Raw genomic sequence first — 19,156 nt, 5'->3', positions numbered from 1 at the left:
GGCAATGCTCGCTAACTTGTCGGCTTGTTGTCAGCTCTGTGGCTATAGGAGTCCATGCCTAAATATCGGTAGACAGTCGCGCGGCTGGCTCCGATGATCTTTCCGATGTCTGATGGCTTGAGGCCTCGGGCTTTCAGTTCATGTGCTCTCTTGACCTTCTCGTGGCCTGTCGTGATGTCCCGGCGGCCTGCTTTCCTTCCGTTTGCAGCTGCTGCCGCCATGCCGGCCTTGGTCCGCTCGGAGAGTTGGTCTCGCTCGAGCTGGGCGAAAGCAGAAATGATGGTGACCATCGCCTGGGCCATCGCTCCCCCGACCTCACTTGCCGGGTCGGTGGCGATCCCATCCCGTAAGGAACGGAACCTGATACCTAGGGATTTGAAGTCATCCAACAACTCGAGCAGGTGACGGGTGTTCCGTCCTAACCGGTCCAACTTCCACACCACGACTTCATCCCCTGGACCGAGGCGATCTAACATCCGATCCAGCTCGGGACGACTGACCCGGGTCCCGCTGATCCCCTGGTCCTTATAGATCCGCTCACACCCGGCTGCTTCCAGTTCACGGATCTGCAGATCGGTCTTCTGATCAGCCAAGCTGACGCGGGCGTATCCGAGGCGTGCCATCACTTCTCCGTCTTATCAAAGGACAAATATTGCTGATTCCGAGAATACGGCAGTGAGACACTTTGTTTGGACAGGCGAGGTGTCGGAAATCCGCGAAGTCGAATCGTCCTCCCCAGCCACGTCCGCGTTTCCCATCAAAGGATCCATTGATGAGATACCCGCGGGGCGCCGAAAAGTTGCAGAACTCCCGGTCATCGTGCATTTCATCGTGCGGCTCCTACCTACATGTCATGGCCCCCAGAGGAGGAATCCTGAATGATGGTTTCACTTGCACGGTGACGGACCGGCTTACGGGCAGACAGTTGGGACGTCCGTGCCTCTGGTGATCGGGGACAATATCTCCATGTCGCAAAATGCTGAGATGCACCGACAGATGCCGTGGCCGTTTCCGGATGACCGCTTTCCCGAAGGTCTAGGTGCCCTGGTCATGAAGTCCGTTCTTTCTGGTGAGCGACCTGTTCTTCAAGTTCTTCATGACCCAGACAATGGGTGGGGCTTTGCTGATGGAGTGGGTGATCCGAACACCTCTGGTGGAGCAGTTGCTGCACACACCACTCACCTCACACGGCTTGACCCGACGCTTGGTGAGATGGCGAAGTTGCCACCTGGACGCTGGCTGACCGTTTAGAAGTCGGCGGAGAGTGGCACATTCGAAGCTTCGTGGGGAGGAGGAATCGACGATGCCAGGTTCCCAAGAGAACAGCCTTGATGGAACATCTGGGCGTGAAGTGAATTTCGAAAACTTAGCGCCTGGTGTTCGTGTTGTTCACAACGCTCTGGAGCTTGCAATGGAACCCGAGCTGTGGACTGTTGAACTGCGCGATGGTTCGCAGCTGACAGTCCTCGCACACTCCGGCTCTGTTCAGGGCCATGAGGTTGTCTTTTCCCTGTTCTTTAGTGGGAAGCCCAATCTGTCACAGCCACCGCGACATGGATGATCAGCCCGGCCGCGAAGTAGTGCGTGTAATAAGCCTCAGAGCCCCGGCGAGGCCCAGGTCTGAAATGCTTCCGCTCGTCTTGCGGCGGTTGTCCAGCGCTCGTCGGACTTGGGTATGACACGGTCATTTCCGCTCACCGTGCGTTTCCCCTGAGCACGGCGAGTGGTCTCAGGACCCGGCTGTCATGCGCTAAGGCCGCTGACCTGATGGTACAGCGCCCCAAAGGGCCTGAGTGGTCCCGCCTGGTGAAGGATTCCCTACGGGTGAACTGCACTAGTCACAGGCCAGATGGTTTGTGTGGCTCCAGAGTGGCGGGCAGACGAGGTCAAGTAAGCAACGCTCACTCTAATCCGAGATCCAATGACAACTTCCTGAGGGCTTCTTCGTCGAATCAATACGGTCATGGGCGGAAGCCCTCCTGAGCCACGGGCGACGATGGATCCAAGGATCACCCCGCGACTCGTTTATGCGCTCCTAACTCCCTGTCTTGAATTTCTTGAGTCGCACGTTGTCGTAGTACCTGCCGATCTTCCCAGAACCGAGCGCCCATGAGAGTACCTCCCCCGGCTCCTATAAGGGCGCTTACCGCCAGCACTACCGGACTCGGGCTTCCTATTCCAAGGGCCAAGAACGCTATCCAAGTTGCGGGCACAGCAACAACGACAAGTGCAACTACAAATAGGAATACAAACAGAGACTTTTTCATCGTTAGATCTTTCTATGAAATGCCCGCCATGGGGTTTTAGGGCCATAGGGGCTGCGGTTCAGACGGCAGCGCCTAGAAACTCATTTTTGCTGAAGGGCCTGGTTCCAAATATCTTCGAATCCCTTGGCGTCGATCACCTCAGGGCTGAACTCTGGATGGTCTGCAATCTCAGCAACTGACGGCATCAGCACCTCCGATAGCCTCGTGGTTCCTGTCGCAAGACTTCCATCCGAGTAGTCCATTCGGCCGTTTCGGTAGACCTCAACTTTCCGAGTTTCCACCCTGTCTACGATCTCACTAACCAAAATGACAGGTTCATCTTCGAAGTCATGGTGCCAATAAACCCTGATGAAAGTCTTCATTTTGCTTCGTTCGCCCCCCACGAGAGGATTCTTCCTGTGAGGTCCAGGTCTGTCTCGCCAGGAACAACAAAGACTGCATCGCGCCCCTTCACAACGTTCAACCCTGCCACATCAACCTCCACGAAATTACTGAACCTTTGCGGTTGGAAAGGCATGCCTAGGAAGCATCTTGACAGTTGCGCACACGTTTTTGTTCCCGGGCCGATGTCCGACAGATATTGACCATTTCCATAGCGAGCATCTTTGGGATTTACGCTGGACAACGAGGGTCTCAACTGTTTGCTGCCGAGAATACCTTTCATACCGGCTTCATCCGTGTAGTGGTAAAGAGAGCCGGACCCTGAACCGGAAGCCGCTGGTGCTGTTGCAGCCTTTGCCGCAGCCTGGTTGCCGAGGGTCTTGGTTTGTTGTTGGGCTGCTTGATATGACTGCTTCGCGAGGTTTTGGGAAGCTACCCTGGCGGAGGCTGCACTGGCTGCCGCCCCTCCGCCGTTGCCGGCGAGTCCTCTGACGAAGGAGCCTACGTAGGGGGCTACTTTACTGAGGACCTTGCCGCCGAAGGCTCCGGCCGGGGCTCCTACGAGGCCCCATCCGATATTCTCGCCCATGCCGCCGTAGTAGTCCTGGGCGGAGGGTGCGGGTTTGCCTTGTGCCATGTCGGCCATGGCGGTGGCCCCGGAGGTAGCGATCGCTCCTGCCACAGCACCTCCGATCAGGGCGCCCGCCGCGATGAGACCGCACACAATCGTGGCAGCACATCCTGTGGCCAGACCCACGATACCGACGGTGATGATGGCTCCCACGACGGCACCTGTGACGGCACCGACGATTTCAGATCCGTGGTCTTTGAAGAAGTTGCCGATGTCGCCGAACCAGTCCAGGCCGGAGGGGTCTGCGCGGTTGATGGGGTCTCCCCACGCGTAGGAGTAGGGGGTGAACCCTTCGCTCTTGTCGGTGTGAAGGACGGGGTCGGCGGTGGTGAAGGCACCGGTGACGGGGTCGAGTTCGCGGGCCCCGAGGTGCGTGAGTGAGCTGATGGTGTCGTCCAGGCCGCCAATGAAGCCGTTGGCTGCGCTGAATCCTGTCCCGTTGGCGGCGTTGGAGCCTACCCCTGCGGTGGTTGCGGTGGCCGCGGTGTAGGTGCCGTTGCCGGTGCCGGTGAGGTTCGCTCCGCGTGCGAGTCCGTAGGGGTCGGTGTACCGCTGAACGGCGGTGATTGCCCCTGCGCCGACGGTGGGCTGTGTCATGGTTTGTGCCGTGTTCACGGAGTCGCCCACGATCAGGGAGAGTTTCACGACGCCGGCGGCGGCTGTGCGTTGGGCGACCGTCTTGCCTGCGAAGGTGTAGGTGCAGGTCGCTGTCTTCACCGGAGTTGCGGCTTTGGTGGCGTGCGCGGTGACAGAGCCGAGGGTGACTGTTGTCCCGGAACCATCGGTGAGCCCGACGAGGTTGCCTGCTGCGTCGTAGTAGCGGGTGCTGAGGCTGCCGGCACCGGTGGTTGGGGCGGGCGGTGTGCCTGCCCCGGCGCCCGGGTTGGGGTTCGCCGGTACGGCGCTGGTTCCGGTGGTGGTGGCCAGCAACCCATCCGGGGTGTAGGTCATGGTCTGGCCGGCCCGTCCGGTCATTCGCCCGGCAGCGTCCCAGGTAAAGTTCCAGGGCGTTGCGCCGGCCGCGGTGGAGGTAATCGTGTCAACCTGGTGCGGTCCGGCTGTACCGGGCGCGGCGTAGCTGTACTGTTCCTTTGCTGTCAATGCTCCGCTGGCGTCGAAGCGCCTGACTTCGGAACGGTCTCCGGCTGCGGTGTACGTGTAGGTTTGCGCGTATGGTGCCGGGCCGCCGAGGCCGGTGACGCTAGGGGAGGCCGGTGCCGGGACGGTGGTGCAGGTCTTGGCCAACGGGGTCCAGACGGCTTCGAGCCGTGAGGCGTAGTCGTAGTCGTAGCACTGGTAGTCCGAAGCGACGCCCGGGCGGCTGCTGAAGGCCAACTCCCGTGAGCTGAGCTTCCCGGCTTCGTTGTAGGTGTACCGGGTTTTGCCCAAGTCCGCGACGGCGCCGCGGGTGGTGTTCGTGGTCCATTGCTCGTTCAGCCTGCCGGTTGAGGCGCTCCAGCTGAAGTACGTTTTGTTGGTCCCGGTCATGTTCCCGGGGCTTTCGGTCAGGGTAGCGACGTCGTATTGGGTGTACTGGGTGAGGAACCCGAGGTGATCGTACTGCGCGGCGCCGGCGAACTGGTCACCGGCAGTGTTCCACGTCGAGGACGGATTCTCGAACCCGTCATAACCGTATTTGACCGTCTCTGCCGGCAGACCACCGATAGCGGGGGTCACCGCGCCGGTGACCTGCCCGGAGGTGGAGTAGGACCGAGTCGTCGTGTACGAACCGCTCAATCCGGTGAGTGTCGACGGCAGGGTGATGGTTGTCGTGGACGGCTGGTACGCGTCGTTGTAGCCGCTAAATGCCGTGGTGACCGGCTGATCGATCCCGGCACCGTTGTTCCTGGTGCTGCTGCTGGGCAGGCCTTTCATCTCCAGGTCGTAAACGTGTGATTCCAGGGTCTTCGCTGTGGCGCCGCCGACTGAGACGTTCTTCGCTGTGGTCCGGTCCAGCTTGTCGTAGACGTAGCTGGTGACAGTGCCCATGGCGTCAGTCGTGGTCGCTGTGCGACCTGCGGCGTCGTAGGTGGTGCTCCGGGTTCCGGCGTCAGGGTCGACGGCACTGGTTTCGCGTCCTGCGGCGTCGTAGGTCCAGGTCCACAGGTTTGCCCCGTCGCCCATGCGGGTCAGCTGCCCTTGTGCATCGTAGATGTAGGTTGACGTGTCAGCGGCGCCGCTCGGGGCGGTTCCGTGGAACAGCGAACGGCTTTCGATGTTTCCATCCAGATTCACGATGGTTTTCACGGCAGACTCAGTCCCGGGCCCGGTCACCGTGGTGGTGTCCATGCCCGTATAGGCGATCTGGGTGGCCCACAGCTCCTGGTTTTCGTTGGTCATCGTCCGGATCTTGGTGGGCCGGCGTGCTGCGTCATATTCGTAGATCGTCGAGGAAGGCACCGCCAGGGCGGGGACCCTCAGGACACCGTCAGGGGCGTTGGAGATGAAGTAGTTGTTATTAACAGTGCTCTTCGCCCCGCGGGAGTCATACCAGGTGTCGGTGACAATCGTTCCGCCGCCGGGTGACATTTTCTGGGTTTGCCGTTCCCGTCCGAGCCCGTCGTACAGGACGTACGACGACATGGGGGTCCCGTCCCCTGCGATGGTGACGGTCTTGACCCATGACGGGTTGGTCTTAGAGATCGAGTAACTGGTTTCAACGGTCGGGGTCGGGTTGGACGCGGCCGGGCGCATTGGGTCCCACTCCCCGGTGACTCTTCCCGCGTTGTCATAGCGGTAGGACGTGATTTTCCCGTTAGGGTCAGTCTTGGTGAGCGGCTGCCCACGCATCGAATCGAGCGCGATCGTCGAGATCCAGCCCATAGGGTTGGTTTGGGTGACTTTCGTTGGCAGGCCCGTGGCCGGCGTGTAGGCGGTGGTGGTGTCCCGTGCCGTGCCGGTGCTGTTATCGCGTGAGTTGCTTTCACGGCCCAGCGCGTCGAAAGTGACCGTCGGGCCCTGCGCCCAGGTGGTCACGGTCGTCCCGGAGACGGCCGTGGCGTTGTCCGAGCGTGCCAGGTTGCCCTTGATCGGGGCGGTGTAACCGGCTGATCCGGGGATCGCGGACGTGGAGGCATCGTACAGGTTGCGCGTAGCCTTCAAGAGATTACCGTTCGGACCCGTGCCGGAGCATACCCCCTCGTAGGTGTCCACGGTGGCGGGAAGCGACAGAATATTGCTCGTCGTGTTGTCGGCGTACCCGGTGACCTCACAACTTTCATCCCCCGCAGCGCTTTGTTCGCCCGTGGACGAGGTCCTGATGGGCCGGCCGTACGCGTCGTACGCCATGGACGTCACCGAAACACGCATCGACGCGGATTTACTTGTCGCCGTTTTCTTCGTCACCGAAGTTGTGCCGGTGTGACGTGCCTGGGCGGCGCCTGTGGCGACTGTTCCAGTCGCGGTCGGCGCGGACGCCCACGGGACGGTGATCGAGGTGCCCAGGAGTGTTCCGCCATCACCGGCGTAGCTTTGCTTCTCCACTTCCTGACCAGCGAACCAGACCGAATCGGGGACGGCGCTGCCGTCCGAAAGGGTGATGATGTCCGCTCGGAGACCGCCGGTGGTGTTGGACGGGGTGCCGTTCAGGCCTCGCAAGTATGTGGTGACCGTCGTCGGGTTCGACGCTGCGGTGCCGACCTTGGTCTTGACCTGTGACCATCCGGCCAGGGAGGACCAGGTGATGTTCTGGCCCGCGGTACCGGACACATACTTCGGTGCGGCGTACTTCCACGCCGGGGTGCCGATGTAGCCGTAGGAGGTCACAGAATCCAGGCTGCCTGTGCTGCCGGGCCCGCCCTTACTGACGACGGTCTCCACCGGGTAGATATTGAAGTGATCGGTCCGTGCCGGTTGAGCGATGGGAGTGGTGGGGGTCCAGCGCTGCGGGAAGCAGCGCTTCGTGTTCGTTTCAGCCGAGGCCGGGAGGCTGGTCTGTGAACAATCGGATGCCTTGTAGGTGACCTGGATGGACGCCCCGGTGGCTGTTTCGATGGTCGAGAGGCGGTACCGGTCAAACGGCGCCAGACCATCCACGGCCCAGACCCGGTTGTGCAGGGTTTGGCCCTTGAATACCACGGCGGGGTCATCGACCCATCCGCCCGTTGATGAGGTCTGGTTGGAGCCCTGGTGGATCAGCGATCCCAGCCACAGCGCCGGTTTTGTTCCGTCTCCCGGGTCAGGCATGGCGTGCCCGAAGGTCCAGAAGTCAGTGTCGCCGTAACCGGCCGGGTTCACCGACAGGGACTGGCTGATGACGGTCTGCAGGCGGTAGTAGGTGAAGAACGTCGGCGAATACGTCGTGCAGGTCCCGGTGGAGGCGCACGCAAATTCTGCCGGGACATCCCCGTTGGGGGTGGGGCAGCCGGTGACGCCTTCGCAGCGGCCGGTGTAGCCGAAGTTCACATGCAGGGGTGCCTGGGTGGACAGTTCGGTTCCGGCGCGCATGCCGTAATCCACCCGGGCCAGGCGGCTGGCACGGTGGTACGCCTTGAGCGTGCCAGTCCCGGCCTGAGACTTGTAGAAGTTCGTGTCCTGCGTATAGAAGAACCCTTGGGAGTTGCCGTTCGGGTCCACGACGTAGTCCAGGTTCCAGGCATAGGCCTGCATGCAGGACGAACTACCGAACCCGGCGCTGTTATAGCAGGGCTGGCCGGGGAGACCGTAAACAGGCACGATGTCAGCCGAGTAGTTGTCCTTGCCGGCCGACCAACCCGGGATACGGTTCACACCGAACCAGTACTGCACGCCGCTGGTGTCAGTGATTTTCCAGTACCCGCCATCGAAGGTGCCATTGGCGGCCCCGGTGAGGTATTCGAGTTTGGTGTTGTCATCGTTCTGCAACTTGTACAGACCGGTGGTCGCGTCCCGAATGACCAGCCCTGATCGGCCGCCGAAGGAGATCGTGAACTGCTGCCCACCGGGGTTCCCGCACAAGTCATAGGAGTTCGCCACGCCCTGATCCATGCAGGAACCGAACTTCTGCTGGACCTGACCGCCACCGGTCAAAGCCCACCCATCCCCCACGGGCGAGGCCTGGTTGTTCGTGGAGCTGGTCAGCCCGTCAACACGGGAGGAGTCATAAGAGATGCCCAGGGCCGGGGTAGGGCCCGCCGGTGCATCGCGCAGGGCGAACGGGTAGCTCCACGTGAAGGCACCGGTTTGGCCTGCGACGCCCCAGGAACCGGACGATGTTCCCGGCAGGGCGGTGAAGTCGCCGGAGCCTTTGTCGTTGCCCGGTACAGGGGCCATCGGCACGGAGGCAGGGGCCGCGTTGATGGGCTGGATCGGCACCGAGCGTGTACCGGCCGGGCCGGACACCGCTGCCGGGTCAGCCTGTGCACTGGGGGTCACAGAGGGCAGGGCATCGGTGCCGATGCCATCGATGGTCCGGCCGGTCCCGTTGGCCTCGGGGTTTTCCACGATCTGGTGCTGGGCCGAGGTGTCCGCTTCGGGGGTCCATTGCTGGACCGGGACGGGCTTGACGTCACTGACAGCGTCCGGGGAGGACCACGGGGCGGTGATGTAGATGAAGCCGGCGCCGGAGGCGATCACGGCCGCGGAGACCACACCCGTGATGGCGGCCCGTGGCTTGGAGCGCATCAGGGAGGAGAAGATGCTCATTTCAGAAGTCCCTTTGTGGTGTCAGTGAATTTTGCTTGGGCGTTAGTGAAGGTCTCTGGTTTCAAGACACCTTGGGTCATGACCGGTTTGAAGATGTTGCCGGTGAACCCGTAACCGAGTTTCACGACATCGGTTGATGCTGTTGCGCTCCGGTGGGTCTTCTGGGAAGCAGCAATGATCCAGGTACCGGTGGTGTTGGTGTTTGTTCTGGTGACCCGCAGCTGGGCGTTGATCTTGTCGTAGACCGCTGAGATGAAGGACCATTGCCCCACGGGGAGGAGGGTATCTCCGGAGACGGCCTCGCCGGAGCCGTCCGTTGCCCACGCCGCCAGTTCGGGTTTCACCTCGTTAATCCGCAACGCCCCTGCAGGGTTGGTTCCTGCCCATTGCACGATCAGGTCCTGGATGGAGGTGGTTGATGTGGTGGGGCAGAACCAGCCCGAAACGCTGAAGCTCTTGGCCGGGTCAACAGCCGGGCCGGTTGTTTCAGCCCACGAGGTGGTGTTCGTGAACTTGAGCATCTCCGGAGTGGACACGGTGTTCCCGTTCGGTGTTGACGTGCAGCTGTTAGTCGCACCACTTGACCCGACCGGTGCCCACTGGACTCCCTGGCTGCCTTTGAACGTCAACGGCATGAACGTGCTCGGGGTGACAGAGCCCTTACCGACGCTGAAGGTGATGTGGCTGGCTGCTGCATTGTGCAGAGGCACGGTCACGTTGCCGGCTGAATCGAAAGCCCAGACCGTCAACGAGGTGGTGTCATCCAACGCGGCAATCGATATATCGGCGCTCATCCCACCAGCCGGGCACACCGCCACGTAGGCCTGGATCCGTGAATCACCGCAACGGATGCTTTGCGGGTAGGAAGATTCGGCCGCTCCGGAGGTAATGGAGAAAACGAAACCTTCGACCGGCTCCGAACCAGCTGGCAGAGCCAGACGGAAGCTGTAGATCGTTGAACCAATCACGCCGTCATCATGCCTATATTCGTCTGGTTCGTCCGGATCCGGGACCGTAAGCTTCACCGGGTTTTGTGTAGTGCCAATTTCAGTAATGGTCGGGGCCGCCGGGGGCGTCGAATCAACGACGAAGTTGAACCGCATCGTCCCCGAATACGCACCCCACAGGTCCTTGGACTGGGATTGGAGGTAGTACTTGCCGTCAGGGAGAGTGACGTCGATCTGCCAGTCAAATTGATCCCCTGCAGCTGCACCGGAAATCCCGCTGCTGCCCCGCACAAGGGCACCGGTTGAGGTGTAAACCTCCATGTAAACCTGGATCGGACCGCCAACGGCACCGTCCGGGTCGCTGTCCGAGACACGGAAAATGGGCTTGGGGTTGCGCGTGACGTAGTACGCAGGCGCGCCTTGTGGGTAGGCGTATTTACCGCCGGTAATGGTGCCGATCACGGGGGTGTTCGGCGGGAGGTTGTGGGTGACGGTGAGCGTGGCGCTGTTTTCGAATTTCTTCCAGCCCAGCGGGTCAGACTCATTCCCGGCCGCCAGCATGACGTTCCACACGGTCCTGTTCAGCAGGATGGACTTCGCGGCCATGAGGTCAAAGCCGACGGTCCCGGCCGGGCACGAAGCGTTGTAGCCCTTGGCCACAGCCCCCATGTCGGTGCGCATGATCAGGCCCGGCTGCACATTCCAACGCGTCGCGGCGCCGATGTCACCAGTGATCCAGGACGCGACATTCGCCGGCGTGCAGGAAGAAGACCACGTTTCCACGGTGTTCAACCGGGCAGCGAGAATGTCACGGCCCACCAGGTAGGAGGTGTTGAACTGGAAGTACGTGCGTGCCAGGTGGCTCACGCCATCGGGTGCCCAGTAGCTCGGCAAATAGCCGACGTGGCCTTGTCCGTTGGTGAGGTTCCCGTTCCAGTACGACGTCTCCGGGTAAGCAGAGTCAACGAAAACGTAGTTCGCCCTCGACGCCGTCCAATCCGGATCCACATAGACCGGGAACTTCAGGGCGGCGGTATCGAGGATCTCGTCCATGCCGAAAATCTGGGACTGCTTGCCGGACTCGGTCCCGAGGCTCAGGCTGAACGGCCTGGCGATGCCCTGGCCACCGGGGTCCGTGGCCGTGGCGCCCTGCGCGGAAGAATCCCACCACAGACCGCCGGTGTTCCGCATTTCCACTTCACCCGAATCGGTGCCCTTCGCGGTGAGATCCCCGTCCGCGTTCTGCTCTACCACGGTGTTCTGCGAGTCCAGGAAGATCCGCATCTCCGCCACTCGCGGGTCCTTCGCGGCCTCCGCTGTTTCGATTTTCAACACCTGCGAGATACCGGTCTTGTGCACGAGCTGGATCAAATCCACACCCGGCAAGACCTGCCGGAACGTAGCAGAGTTACCTTCCACCACCGGTTCCGGCAACGTCCCGAAAGGCCAGGACTGCGTCAACGAGTGGCCGTTCTTGTCATCCAGGCTGGCGATCTTGTCTGTACCGCCCGTGCCAACGGTAATATCCACCGGCACGTTCTCAGGCTTAAGAACGCTGACACCATCCACCGTGGCCCGCACCAGATCAGTCGAAATGTCAGCCCACCCCGTGCTGGTCTGCATACGCACAGGATCCGTGCTCATCGTCGTCGTCAACGTGCCATCAGGATGCGCCACCGTCAACGCCGTCGGCGTCGTAGCGGCCTCGACCACAACATCCTTCGACGTGTCGGCAGCCTCAGCCACAGCCGAAGACTCAGACTTCGCTCCTTCAACCGGGGCCGCAGGGGTTTCCGTGTCCGCGTGGGCGACCGGCACGAACAAACCCAGAGTCAACAAGCCAAGGCTCAGCACCGGCACGCAGGCACGGCGAAGCAGGGCAGAGGACGTACGCACTAAAGGGACTCCTTCTGGAGTAACAGACACTCGACAGAGGGAAGTAGACGCAGTCTCGAAACCCCCAATAACGACTAGCGAAGTGAAGAATATCCCCCACTAAGGGTTTTGCCAAAAAATTGCCAGTCAACACACAGAAACAACCAATATCATTTGCGAAACCATGACACATTCCGCAGGTTTCGTTCCAAGAACACAGCCACACACCCACCAAGCCCACACCCGACGAGCCCCCGCGCAGGCCCCTTGGGCAGCCCTCAAAAGCAAGACAAGACCGTGCAGCTAACACCACCAGAACGAATCAGCCCACTCCCAAGCCCTCACCGATTCTTGACCCGCCATACTTCGGAGCGACTCCGAAGAAGGACGCCCGAAAACCATGCGCGACGCTGTCCGGCAAAGGATCCCCTTGCGTGCCCCGCTCGGAAACCCCCTCCCCCGCCATTGCTGAGACAGTTCACGGCAAGACGTCTTAACGAGACCCCATCCCGGGCGGAATCCCTCGATTGTGAACCGCAGCGCTATTTGGCTTCGAACTTGTCGAGCTTAGTGGCCGATCAGGAGTGTTTCTCTGGCTGCGTCGACGACCTCGGGGGTTAGCGCGTCGACATGGTTGAGTGTTTGGATGCGGTGTACTTGGGTTAGGAGCCTGTCGACGAGTCGGAAATTGCCGCCCGTTATTCTGGCGATTGTCGCGACTGCTGCCGTGTATCCGAGGTTTTCATCCGGGTTTTGGGGGCCTGAAGGGATCCGTTGCGAGAGTACTGCCGTGAGCTCGTCGGTGGTCAGTGGCCGGAATTCGTGGGCGAACCCGATTCGGCTGTAGAGCTGGGGGTAACGGGCAAGCCGTTTTTCGATTCCGGGCATGCCGATGAGGATTACTCCCATGGTGTGGCGGTCGTAGTAGTCCCGCACTTGTTCCAGGCCTGTGGCTTTGAGGCGGTCGGCTTCGTCGATGATGAGGAGTTGGGTGTGTGCGCTGGATCGGGATTCGGTGTGCAGGAAGGGGTCTATGACTCCGTGTTCGGCGTAGTCCACTGCGTAGGAGATCTGCTGGCAGGCAGTGGGTATTCCCTGGTCGATCTGCCGCACGGTCGCCGCGACTGTGGGTGTGTAGAAGGCAGTCCGCGCGTCAAGGATTCTTTGCGGGACGGGTTGGGCTTCCTCGGTGAGCGTGGCTTGCCAGGCATCCCATTCGTCCACTGCTGCGTAGTGGTCTCCGGCGCGAGTGGCGAGCTTCTTTGCACCGCACCCGGGCGGTGCGGTGAGTGTGCCGAGCGCGGCGAGACATGGACTACCTCGTAGCTGCCGCCGCCCTGCCGCGACATCTCTAAAGTGATTCCGCCAGCATCAGAACCGGAGATCACGCGATCAAGGCGGGGCGCGATGAAGTCCAACACGTTCTGCGTATTTCGCTCCGCCAGGATCCAGCGTCGGCGCATCTTGTGCGCGGTCGTCGCCGTCGTCCCGCTACCGCCGAAAATATCGACGACCAGCTCCCCGGGGTTGGTTGCGATGTGGATAATCCGCTCCAGCAGACAATCATGAACATCTACAACAATGCCAATAAGGTGTTCAACCTCCACAAGAATCTTCCCTGGAAAAGCCTATTTCTTGTTTCCTAAACAGGGTGTACACCTTGTTCTAGGACAAAGAAGCCGCTCCTTGTGAGACCGGACTTCGACGAGGAGCAACAGGATGTCGGACTACCCCACCGCACACAACGCCTACAGCCGAGAACGCCGAGACTATACGCAGGCTAGTCAGGCCGTGGCGGCTACATCGGCCAAAGTACAGGAAGCACTTTCCGGACTCAGCCAGTTATTACAGGCCGGCCCTGAAGCGGTAGGCGCGGCAAGCGCCGTTCTGACCGCCGTTACGGCCGCACTTGCTTCCGCCCAGGCCATCACGCAAGCGGCATCGACTGTTGCACAGCAGAACGCGCCACCAATCGGACTAGCGGGAGGGGCTGTCGTCGCTGCTTTGGGTTCTCCTATGGCCGCTGCAATCGGAGCGGGTGCCGTCGCAGCCGCCTCCCTAGCAGGCGCCCATGTGGCAATTGATTCATACTATGACTCCAAAGAGGACAATCTTAGCCATTACGCTAGTCAGATTGATCAAGCCATCGCCGATGTAAGTACAGCTCTTGAAGCCAGCCAAAATAGTGTTCAGGAATTTCTCGATGCAAGCCACGATTTAGCTCAAGCAGAGGCGGCCTTGGACGTAGAGATGTCGATGGCCGATGGCCCAGGGTATGGCCAAGATCCGGATGAGCCTGGCGCCTTTGATTCCGATGGCGACGGCACCCCCGACTCTTCTGGACCGCCTGATGGCCAGGGGTATGGCCCTGATCCGGATGAGCCTGGCGCCTTTGATTCCGATGGCGACGGCGCATTCGACTCTTCTGGACCGATTGATGGTGACTACGGAGACGGAGGAGACCATTAGAAGTCCTGGCGTCCATCTGAAAGGGCTTGAATTATGGACAAGGTGAACAAGGACAGAATACGACAAATGATGGATGCCGATCCGAATGCGGCTCTATACGCTTTGAGCAATGCTGCTGGAACTAGCCCTCAGGACCCTGATGTCTGGTTTCTTCTCGGGGTTATACAACTGCGCTTCAAGCGCTTCAGTGAATCTCTTAACTATTTCAAGCACGCATCGGTGCTGAAAAGAGACGATCCCCTGACATTCTTTTACATTGGGCTCGCAGCAGAGCGACTCAATAAATTACCGGAAGCTATCAGCGCCTATCGGACGGCGTATCGATTAAATCCTGGGATGACCAAAGCCCGTGAAAAGCTAAAATATCTCACAGGCCAGGACCCGCTCATGGATGCTCCCCACGCTCGGCCTCCGCGTTCGCCCAGAGGGCGGTCACCGGTGAACGCTGGCCCCAAGATCTTTGTCGATAAGCCATTTCACCACCGATATAAGAACGTACCTGGCGGAGGCGGTGGGCAGCCCCCTTGGATTGCGCAAGTGATCGTGTTCGGACTTGTCATCATCTTCTTTTTGGCTTTGGCAATCGGCGCGGTGATACAGATGGTTCAGTAGTCGATCCATCAGTTCAGTGAGCATTAGCTGCTCAAGCCGCTCCACTGCGGCCCGGCTAGCGGATGTGACATCCGCGAAGACGTCCTTCTGCAGACCAACTGACAAGAGCGCATCCAGCGACAACTGCGCCTCCTGGGCAGCTGTGCTGACCCTTATGTTCCCAAGTAGCCTCATCCGACCGTTCTGCTCATAAACACCTATGCGCGGTTCTTCTGAGACACAGCGCGATGAGATGAGTTAGCGAGACATTTGGAATCAGAGATTTCCGGTCCGAATCGGCATTGCGTCACGGCGACCATCGGAGACTCGTAAACCTTTACTTTTCTAAGACATTCCCTGTATCCCGAGATGGTCATCCACGGCGGTACTGTCTCCGGATCAATGGCGATGAGCGCGGCGTCCGTAATGCGATCCCCGCGCCTGAGCGTTGCTGCCCAGGCACGAACTCATGAATCTCTATCGCTCTGGAAGAATCTGTCCATGGCCGAAAAACGAGCGAACCCCGATACTCTTCCTACGCGTGCCGACCCGACAGGCCCTTGTCCATGGTGCGGAAGGGTCTCCAACTTCGAGGTAACGACCAGCGTGGACCTCTCCGTGGCTCGCACGTCCCAAATGGCTTATGCCGACTGCAGGGTCGCCGTCCTAACATGCCACGGTTGCAAAAAAGGCACGGTCGTAGTCACGGACAACCTGGGTCAAGGACTAATGTGGTGGCCTGTGCCCGGTGCTGGCATTCTCGACACTCAAGTCAATGAGGGAGTTGCTTCCGCCTATGACGAGGGAATGCGGTCGTTGACGGTAGGGGCATACCGCGCAGCGGCAGTCATGTTCCGCTCTGCACTTCACTTATTTGTTAAAGACAAGGGCAGCGAGAAAGCCCAGAATGAACGACACCTCAAGTCAGCACTGAAACACATGAAAAACGACGGAGACCTTCATCGCTCACTGTGGGACTGGGCTGATCACCTCAACCAACTCGGCAACGAAGGAGCCCACCCGGAGGACTATGACGACGTCACCGAAGCGGAAGCCACGGGCCTTGGCAAGTTCGTCCGGCACCTGATCCGGCACGAATACGAAATGCCAGCCCAACTACTCCGCGATCAGGGACTCTTGGAGGAATAGCCATGAGCCCTGGTCGGCTCGAATTGCGGAATCCACTGTTAGGGGTTCGGGCGTAGCTCGGAGTGATCTCGCCACGCTTGTGTGCCGTCGTCGTACTCGACGGTCCATTCGTCGGTGCCCGGCCGATCGATGATGGTGGCCGGCTCCCAGCCCTCGTCGTCGCCGCGACGCACTTCGACGCGCGTACCGTCCGGGAAGGGTTCGTGTGAGCTGAGGTAGTCACTCACGACTTCGCGCAGCGTTTCTTGCGAGATCGGTCGCGCGTCAGGGGCAGCGAGCATCCAGCTTTCGAGCGGGTCCCGCTCGGCCCACGCCAGGGCCAAGTCCTCAATATGGTTTTGCATCATGCCCTTCCATTCAAAGATGTCGCTAGATGTCCAGCCCACGCGCCTTGCATTCCTGTCAGGTTTTCCTGACAGGAAGTGTGGCACGGGCCTACGACAATAGACAGGCACACCACGATCAACGGCCATCGTTCCCGCGGTTCTTAGCATGTTCGGCCGTTTGAGTTTATGGTGGGCCGCCCGGCCCCGCTGCAACCAAAATAGTTGCGGACCGCAACCTACTTGGTTACCGGTCGGCTTCGCAGTGCCGGCAGGAGGATTTTGTCGAAGACCCATTGGATGCTGCCGCGGCGTCCCTAAGTTCATTCAGGGTTTAATGGCTCCTGGAATCCATCAGCTAATGCCAGCTGACCGGTACTCGGCGGCGAAAGTCTTTAGCTGCTTGGCTCTGGAACGGGACTCCCGAACAGCGCGTATGGGGTTGCGGAGGAAATCGCGCCTGAACTGTCTGCGCTGTTCCCGCTGGACGAGTTCTGAGTATCCCTTGGATTGGGCCCCTCGGGAGTAATTGGCGAAGGCTATGCGGGAGTCGTTCCAGAAAGTCTCTGCCTGCTCGAACTCCAGATAACTTGCCGTCGGAGGTTTGGTGGACCGCTTCTCAGCGAAGTGCTCCACAGTTGAGTACGCCATCTCCAATTGTTCAAGAAGATGAAACCCCTCCCGTTCCTTGAGAAGAGTTCGCCACAGATCGATGGGGTACCGGGTACGTGCGATGTAGATATCCCTGTTGCGAGTCTCCGGCTTCCACGTCAGCAGCTCGATCTCCTTCATGGCCACTTTCCACGACTCCCACAGTTCTGCGTGGCGTTGGCGTGTGGCTCGAATCCGGTCCGGGATCCAGAACATGAGGGTTGTTACGACACCGAAGCAGAATCCAGTGAGAGCGTTAGGCCAATCGATCATCTAGCAAGTATGTCAACTGAGCTTGCACCGGCCAGTGCCGTGCATTCGTGAGTCACGGCCCATCACCGCCGGGCTCCTTGAAGTAGGGATCAACAAGCCTGCAAGTACAGGTGCCTGAGCATTGATAACCAATACTGGCAATCGGGATTGGGTCAGGTCGACTCGTGGAGCTCTCCGATGTATTCCCCACCGAGCGCCCAGGCCACCAACTCGGATTGAGCGCCCGAAAGACCTCGTTGCCCTAAGCCCTTAACGCGACAACAAGAAGACTCCTGCGACGTAGGTGATTAAGCCCATCGCCAGCGCAACTCGGATGCCTACGGCTTCCCTACGCATCCTCCGGGAGAGAGCCAAAATCTCCATTTCGCTAGCCCCATTTATCTTTTGCTGTATTCGCGAGATCGAGGAACGGACGAACCGATAGGTGCCAAAGGAAATAAATAGGGCCGAAACTCCAGACACCGCCCACGCAAAATAGCCGATCGGATCAAGATTCATCGACGTGCCAAGTGCCACAAAGAAATAGGCAACAACGGCGATTATCAAGCCAGATACGGTCCGGGTATAGATCTCCCGGTACACCGCCTTATCGCTATTCCAAACATGCCAGGAGCGAAAATCCTTAGCCATCTGTTTCGGCACGGAAGGCAACCGCTCCCTTGAACGGGCCTCATCCACCACGCTCCCACCTTCCGAACTCAAAGAACGCTGTCATTGCGCCTTCCTATGGCAGGCCTGGCATCTCGTGCAGCCCGCCCCTATACAGCATGCTAGCCTTACTCCCGCGATGAGTCCTCGCCACGTCAGAGCTATACCGCCTGTTTGGGGCCGCCAGCACACGCTATGCGACCTCCGTTAATGCGCGAACCTGATCAAACTTGGTCTACTTGTTTCCTGCGGGAAGCTGACTCGCCTGAACGACATCCTCAGAAATAGCAGAGTCATGGAGCTCCGCCCAATGCGGGCCCGATCCTTTGAACGCCCAGAACCTTTAGGTTTTCGAGACATTGCTCACGGGCACCCCCTGTAGCGGCAGCTGCCACCGCGGCCCGCATAGGCTGACGGGCGTGGGAAAAGATGCAATAGAAATACACGAGCACCGGAAATGGGTCGGTACTTCCGCCGAGGGGGAAGCAGCTATAGGTCGTATAGCTATCTGGGCGGACGGCTCGAACCTGGCTGCTCTCGATGATTGCCTCAGAGACGTAGCCGTTCAAACCTATGGCTGGACCCCAACGGACACGGGGCTAGTTCTCGTGATCGACGGGTATGAAACCTTCAAGGAAAAGGATGCGCCTACAGCCCATCGCCTGCTAGAGATCTTCGCGCGGCAGGCAACTTACGCGGCTCTATTTGGTCATCGCATGATGTGCCTGGTCAGAACCGGGGACTCAGTGCTGGAGAACCCGCCTGTTGGAGGTATTCCTGTGGCTTGGAATTTCCGTGAAGTCCCCGCCCGGTGAAGGATCCTTCACCGGGCCATACGAGCTCACATCATGGTCCAGGACGATTGGTGTCATGCTTGTTCGATCTAAAGACCCACAGCTCGCCGAAGATTTGTGGATGAACGAAGGACCTCAATGACCGACCATCCAACGAGCTTCACAACCCAGGAATTGCGGGAGGTGTTCGATGTCCTGATGCGACACGTCGAGGAACGCCATGGCTCGACCATAGACGTGGGTGTGGACTATTTCTGGTCGATCCCACCTGATGCGATCTACGACGTCTATGACCAGCCGACCGAACTCACCATTGGTCAGATCACAGAATCCCTGGACAACATCAGAAGGGTCGCGGCAGATCCCGAACGAGCCATTTCTTACGCTCTCGTCTGGTTAGGGGACGTTCTGCGAGCTACTGGCCACAAGCTGGTGAGCTAAGCGAAGGCGTCCGGTAAGGGATCCTTTACCGGACGTCTCCTTGTGGGTTGAGGGCTCTGGGCAGCCGCTGACGCGCGCCGGGACTTGTTGCGGG

13 protein-coding genes and 2 pseudogenes are annotated in these 19,156 nt (G+C 59.9%); 6 read left to right on the top strand and 9 right to left on the bottom strand.

Annotated elements, in window-relative coordinates:
- Nucleotides 1–11: 11 nt before the first annotated feature.
- The gene (locus ACFRJ9_RS07105) at nt 12–623 is read right to left on the bottom strand and encodes a recombinase family protein (RefSeq protein WP_377666244.1); all 612 of its coding nucleotides are present in this window, start codon (nt 621–623) and stop codon (nt 12–14) included.
- Nucleotides 624–966: 343 nt separating this feature from the next.
- Between ACFRJ9_RS07105 and ACFRJ9_RS07100 the strand changes: the two genes are divergently transcribed.
- Entirely contained in the window at nt 967–1,251 is a 285-nt protein-coding gene (locus ACFRJ9_RS07100) for a hypothetical protein (RefSeq protein ID WP_377665879.1), read from the top strand.
- A gap of 1,096 nt (nt 1,252–2,347) precedes the next feature.
- On the opposite strand, the gene ACFRJ9_RS07095 is transcribed toward ACFRJ9_RS07100, so the two are convergent.
- The 5 genes and pseudogenes from ACFRJ9_RS07095 to ACFRJ9_RS07075 all read right to left on the bottom strand — a co-directional run.
- Entirely contained in the window at nt 2,348–2,629 is a 282-nt protein-coding gene (locus ACFRJ9_RS07095; protein ID WP_377665877.1) for a DUF6881 domain-containing protein, read from the bottom strand.
- Complete coding sequence (locus tag ACFRJ9_RS07090; protein ID WP_377665875.1) at nt 2,626–8,901, bottom strand: HYD1 signature containing ADP-ribosyltransferase family protein; 6,276 nt, start codon at nt 8,899–8,901, stop codon at nt 2,626–2,628. Before ACFRJ9_RS07090 ends, ACFRJ9_RS07095 begins: the two co-directional genes overlap by 4 nt.
- Complete coding sequence (locus ACFRJ9_RS07085; RefSeq protein ID WP_377665873.1) at nt 8,898–11,744, bottom strand: hypothetical protein; 2,847 nt, start codon at nt 11,742–11,744, stop codon at nt 8,898–8,900. The genes ACFRJ9_RS07090 and ACFRJ9_RS07085 overlap by 4 nt, the downstream gene beginning before the upstream one ends.
- Nucleotides 11,745–12,290: 546 nt before the next feature.
- Nucleotides 12,291–13,013, bottom strand: a pseudogene (locus ACFRJ9_RS07080) (AAA family ATPase); the annotation flags it as partial.
- Nucleotides 13,014–13,159: 146 nt separating this feature from the next.
- Nucleotides 13,160–13,330 (bottom strand): annotated as a pseudogene (locus ACFRJ9_RS07075) (DNA methyltransferase); the annotation flags it as partial.
- A gap of 112 nt (nt 13,331–13,442) precedes the next feature.
- Here ACFRJ9_RS07075 and ACFRJ9_RS07070 point away from each other — a divergent pair.
- The 3 genes from ACFRJ9_RS07070 to ACFRJ9_RS07060 all read left to right on the top strand — a co-directional run bounded on the left by ACFRJ9_RS07070 (nt 13,443) and on the right by ACFRJ9_RS07060 (nt 15,932).
- Nucleotides 13,443–14,192, top strand: a complete 750-nt coding sequence (locus tag ACFRJ9_RS07070) for a hypothetical protein (RefSeq protein WP_377665871.1) — start codon at nt 13,443–13,445, stop codon at nt 14,190–14,192.
- Between the two features lie 33 nt (nt 14,193–14,225).
- Nucleotides 14,226–14,804 (top strand): tetratricopeptide repeat protein, encoded by a 579-nt coding sequence (locus ACFRJ9_RS07065; protein WP_377665869.1) that lies wholly within the window; start codon nt 14,226–14,228, stop codon nt 14,802–14,804.
- 348 nt (nt 14,805–15,152) lie between these two features.
- Nucleotides 15,153–15,932, top strand: a complete 780-nt coding sequence (locus ACFRJ9_RS07060; protein WP_377665867.1) for a DUF4145 domain-containing protein — start codon at nt 15,153–15,155, stop codon at nt 15,930–15,932.
- A 38-nt stretch (nt 15,933–15,970) separates the two neighbouring features.
- Here the strand turns inward: ACFRJ9_RS07060 and ACFRJ9_RS07055 are convergent, their stop codons facing one another.
- From ACFRJ9_RS07055 to ACFRJ9_RS07045, 3 genes are all read right to left on the bottom strand, one after another.
- Nucleotides 15,971–16,276 (bottom strand): tudor domain-containing protein, encoded by a 306-nt coding sequence (locus ACFRJ9_RS07055; RefSeq protein ID WP_377665865.1) that lies wholly within the window; start codon nt 16,274–16,276, stop codon nt 15,971–15,973.
- A 333-nt stretch (nt 16,277–16,609) separates the two neighbouring features.
- On the bottom strand, nt 16,610–17,179 hold the full coding sequence (locus tag ACFRJ9_RS07050; protein WP_377665863.1) for a hypothetical protein: 570 nt from the start codon (nt 17,177–17,179) through the stop codon (nt 16,610–16,612).
- A 249-nt stretch (nt 17,180–17,428) separates the two neighbouring features.
- Nucleotides 17,429–17,860, bottom strand: a complete 432-nt coding sequence (locus ACFRJ9_RS07045) for a hypothetical protein (protein ID WP_377665861.1) — start codon at nt 17,858–17,860, stop codon at nt 17,429–17,431.
- A 386-nt stretch (nt 17,861–18,246) separates the two neighbouring features.
- On the opposite strand from ACFRJ9_RS07045, the gene ACFRJ9_RS07040 reads away from it, so the two are divergent.
- The gene (locus tag ACFRJ9_RS07040) at nt 18,247–18,642 is read left to right on the top strand and encodes a barstar family protein (protein WP_377665859.1); all 396 of its coding nucleotides are present in this window, start codon (nt 18,247–18,249) and stop codon (nt 18,640–18,642) included.
- A gap of 117 nt (nt 18,643–18,759) precedes the next feature.
- A complete protein-coding gene (locus ACFRJ9_RS07035; RefSeq protein ID WP_377665857.1) occupies nt 18,760–19,062 on the top strand; it encodes a hypothetical protein in 303 nt (100 codons plus the stop codon).
- Nucleotides 19,063–19,156 lie beyond the last annotated feature (94 nt).

It is taken from the genome of Paenarthrobacter sp. NPDC056912 (assembly GCF_042786555.1).
Classification (GTDB): domain Bacteria; phylum Actinomycetota; class Actinomycetes; order Actinomycetales; family Micrococcaceae; genus Arthrobacter.
The sequence above is the reverse complement of the archived record's forward strand: the minus strand, read 5'-3'. Positions and strand labels throughout refer to the sequence as shown.

Excerpts from the sequence above, each read along its gene's own strand:
- ACFRJ9_RS07105 (WP_377666244.1), bottom strand. The coding sequence starts at position 623 with ATGGCACGCCTCGGATACGCCCGCGTCAGCTTGGCTGATCAGAAGACC.
- ACFRJ9_RS07100 (WP_377665879.1), top strand. The coding sequence starts at position 967 with ATGTCGCAAAATGCTGAGATGCACCGACAGATGCCGTGGCCGTTTCCG.
- ACFRJ9_RS07095 (WP_377665877.1), bottom strand. The coding sequence starts at position 2,629 with ATGAAGACTTTCATCAGGGTTTATTGGCACCATGACTTCGAAGATGAA.
- ACFRJ9_RS07090 (WP_377665875.1), bottom strand. The coding sequence starts at position 8,901 with ATGAGCATCTTCTCCTCCCTGATGCGCTCCAAGCCACGGGCCGCCATC.
- ACFRJ9_RS07070 (WP_377665871.1), top strand. The coding sequence starts at position 13,443 with ATGTCGGACTACCCCACCGCACACAACGCCTACAGCCGAGAACGCCGA.
- ACFRJ9_RS07065 (WP_377665869.1), top strand. The coding sequence starts at position 14,226 with ATGGACAAGGTGAACAAGGACAGAATACGACAAATGATGGATGCCGAT.
- ACFRJ9_RS07060 (WP_377665867.1), top strand. The coding sequence starts at position 15,153 with ATGGTCATCCACGGCGGTACTGTCTCCGGATCAATGGCGATGAGCGCG.
- ACFRJ9_RS07055 (WP_377665865.1), bottom strand. The coding sequence starts at position 16,276 with ATGCAAAACCATATTGAGGACTTGGCCCTGGCGTGGGCCGAGCGGGAC.
- ACFRJ9_RS07050 (WP_377665863.1), bottom strand. The coding sequence starts at position 17,179 with ATGATCGATTGGCCTAACGCTCTCACTGGATTCTGCTTCGGTGTCGTA.
- ACFRJ9_RS07035 (WP_377665857.1), top strand. The coding sequence starts at position 18,760 with ATGACCGACCATCCAACGAGCTTCACAACCCAGGAATTGCGGGAGGTG.